The organism is Escherichia albertii NBRC 107761 = DSM 17582, assembly GCF_000759775.1.
In the GTDB taxonomy this organism is placed as follows: Bacteria; Pseudomonadota; Gammaproteobacteria; order Enterobacterales; family Enterobacteriaceae; genus Escherichia; species Escherichia albertii.
The window spans coordinates 1-2,276 of the sequence record NZ_BBMY01000199.1 but is presented as its reverse complement, the minus strand read 5'-3'; the positions used below and the strand labels follow the sequence as shown (position 1 = coordinate 2,276).

The following is a 2,276-nucleotide window of genomic DNA, read 5'->3' as shown; positions in this document are numbered from 1 at the left end:
CGTTTTTGCTCACGAATATCAGACCAGTCAACAAGTACAATGGGCATCGTATTGCCCGAACAGATAAAGCTAGCATGCCAACGGTATACAGCGAGTCGCTCTTTGTGGAGGTGACGATTACCTAACAATCGGTCGATTCGTTTGATGTTATGTTTTGTTCTCGCTTTGGTTGGCAGGTTACGGCCAAGTTCGGTAAGAGTGAGAGTTTTACAGTCAAGTAATGCGTGGCAAGCCAACGTTAAGCTGTTGAGTCGTTTTAAGTGTAATTCGGGGCAGAATTGGTAAAGAGAGTCGTGTAAAATATCGAGTTCGCACATCTTGTTGTCTGATTATTGATTTTTCGCGAAACCATTTGATCATATGACAAGATGTGTATCCACCTTAACTTAATGATTTTTACCAAAATCATTAGGGGATTCATCAGAGCAAAGTATATTTATCCATAATTATTCCTATCGATGTTACGCTAATTAAGATCGTTAAGAATATAGAATAATAAGTAAACAAAAAAGTCCTTAAACGGACCTTATTTATTTGAAATTATTTTAAATAACAAATCAGAAATAACGAACTATTCCTTAACGATAAAATCAATTACCGGATCGGGTATTTCAACCGCAATCCGGCATTGCGTACAAATCTTACCGACGACGCCCCAGTTTCACCGATTTCAGCACCACAAATTTATTATTCGTGGCAATAGTGGTGCAATTGCCAAAAATCTTCTTCAGTTTGTGAAAGTAATCCAGATGGCGGTTGGCAACGATATACAGCTCGCCGTTGATTTTCAGGCAGCGGCGGGCGTGGTGGAACATCTCCCAGGCAACGTTATCGGTCAGCGCATGTTGCTGGTGAAACGGCGGGTTGCAGAGCACAGCATTAAAGCGGAAAGGCTCCACGCCGGAGAGCGCATTGTTGATCATAAACTCGCAACGATCCAACGCCTCTGGCATGTTGGTTTCTACGTTCAAACGGCTGGAAGCAACCGCCATCGGCGATTCGTCGACAAACACCACTTTCGCCTGCGGGTTTTTATCAAGCAGCGTCAGGCCAATAACGCCGTTACCACAGCCGAGATCAACAATCTCACCATCGAGATTTTCCGGCAGATGCTGCATAAAAAAGCGCGCACCAATATCCAGCCCGGTGCGGGAGAAGACATTCGCATGATTATGGATAGTCCAGTCGGTGCCTTCCAGCTTCCAGCTAACGGTCTGCGGCGCATCGGCCAGCGGCGGTTCATTGAAAGTACAATTAATCAGGCGCGCTTTCTTCCAGGCCAGCGTGGTGGTGGTCGGGCCGAGCACTTTTTCGAACAGTTCCAGCGTGGATGTGTGAATGTCACGCGCTTTAGCACCAGCAATAATACGTGTATCCGGCGTGACCACTTTGCGCAACGCACGCAGTTGTTGTTCCAGCAATGCCAGCGTTTTCGGCACTTTGATCAGCACTACGCCCGGCTGTTGCGGGTAGTCAGCGGTGCTGTCGAGAAACTTCACGCTCGATTCATCAATTCCGTTGAGGCGCAAATTCTCGCGCGTCGCTAGCTCGCTGATGTATGAGTCGCCAATGCTGTATGGCTTATGTTCTGCCAGCGCACAACTTAACGCACCAAAAGCATCATTCAGGATTAACACCGGGCCGCGGATTTCTGTGTCGTCCAGCTGTTGCAGCAAATATTCATCCGCCGCTTCCCATGCCTGTAGCGGGTTAACGTCATCCGTCGCCGGAAAACGTTGTAATGTCAGTGAACGGAAACCGTTGTCTAAGTGGCTCATCGGCCCTCCTGAATGATAAAATTTCGACGTTGCCCCTGAAAAGGGTGCGTGAGTATACCCTTTTTCTCTTTTTCGTGGGCGGTTATGAGCAATCTTACTTATCTTCAGGGTTATCCCGAGCAGCTACTTTCCCAGGTGCGCACGCTGATTAATGAACAGCGTCTGGGCGATGTGCTGGCAAAACGCTATCCGGGAACACACGACTACGCCACCGATAAAGCCCTCTGGCAATACACTCAGGATCTGAAAAATCAGTTTCTGCGCAATGCCCCGCCGATCAATAAAGTGATGTATGACAATAAGATCCACGTGCTGAAAAACGCGCTCGGGTTACATACCGCTGTTTCGCGTGTGCAGGGCGGCAAGCTGAAAGCAAAAGCAGAGATTCGCGTCGCGGCCGTGTTTCGCAACGCGCCGGAACCGTTTTTGCGCATGATCGTGGTGCACGAGCTGGCGCATCTGAAGGAGAAAGAGCACAACAAAGCGTTCTACCAGTTG

2 protein-coding genes and 1 pseudogene are annotated in these 2,276 nt (G+C 48.2%); 1 reads left to right on the top strand and 2 read right to left on the bottom strand.

Annotated features, from left to right (window positions below):
- Together EA14781_RS21900 and rlmG are read right to left on the bottom strand one after the other, a co-directional pair.
- Nucleotides 1-317, bottom strand: a pseudogene (locus EA14781_RS21900) (IS4 family transposase); the annotation flags it as partial.
- A gap of 324 nt (nucleotides 318-641) precedes the next feature.
- Nucleotides 642-1,778, bottom strand: coding sequence for a 23S rRNA (guanine(1835)-N(2))-methyltransferase RlmG (gene rlmG, locus EA14781_RS21895; RefSeq protein WP_000018669.1), 1,137 nt, complete (start codon nucleotides 1,776-1,778; stop codon nucleotides 642-644).
- A gap of 84 nt (nucleotides 1,779-1,862) precedes the next feature.
- On the opposite strand from rlmG, the gene EA14781_RS21890 reads away from it, so the two are divergent.
- Nucleotides 1,863-2,276: M48 metallopeptidase family protein (locus tag EA14781_RS21890; RefSeq protein ID WP_042336299.1), on the top strand; the 414-nt coding region annotated here is incomplete at its 3' end.

What these genes read in the sequence shown, in the direction of transcription:
- rlmG (WP_000018669.1), bottom strand. Translation starts at nt 1,778, where the DNA reads ATGAGCCACTTAGACAACGGTTTCCGTTCACTGACATTACAACGTTTT.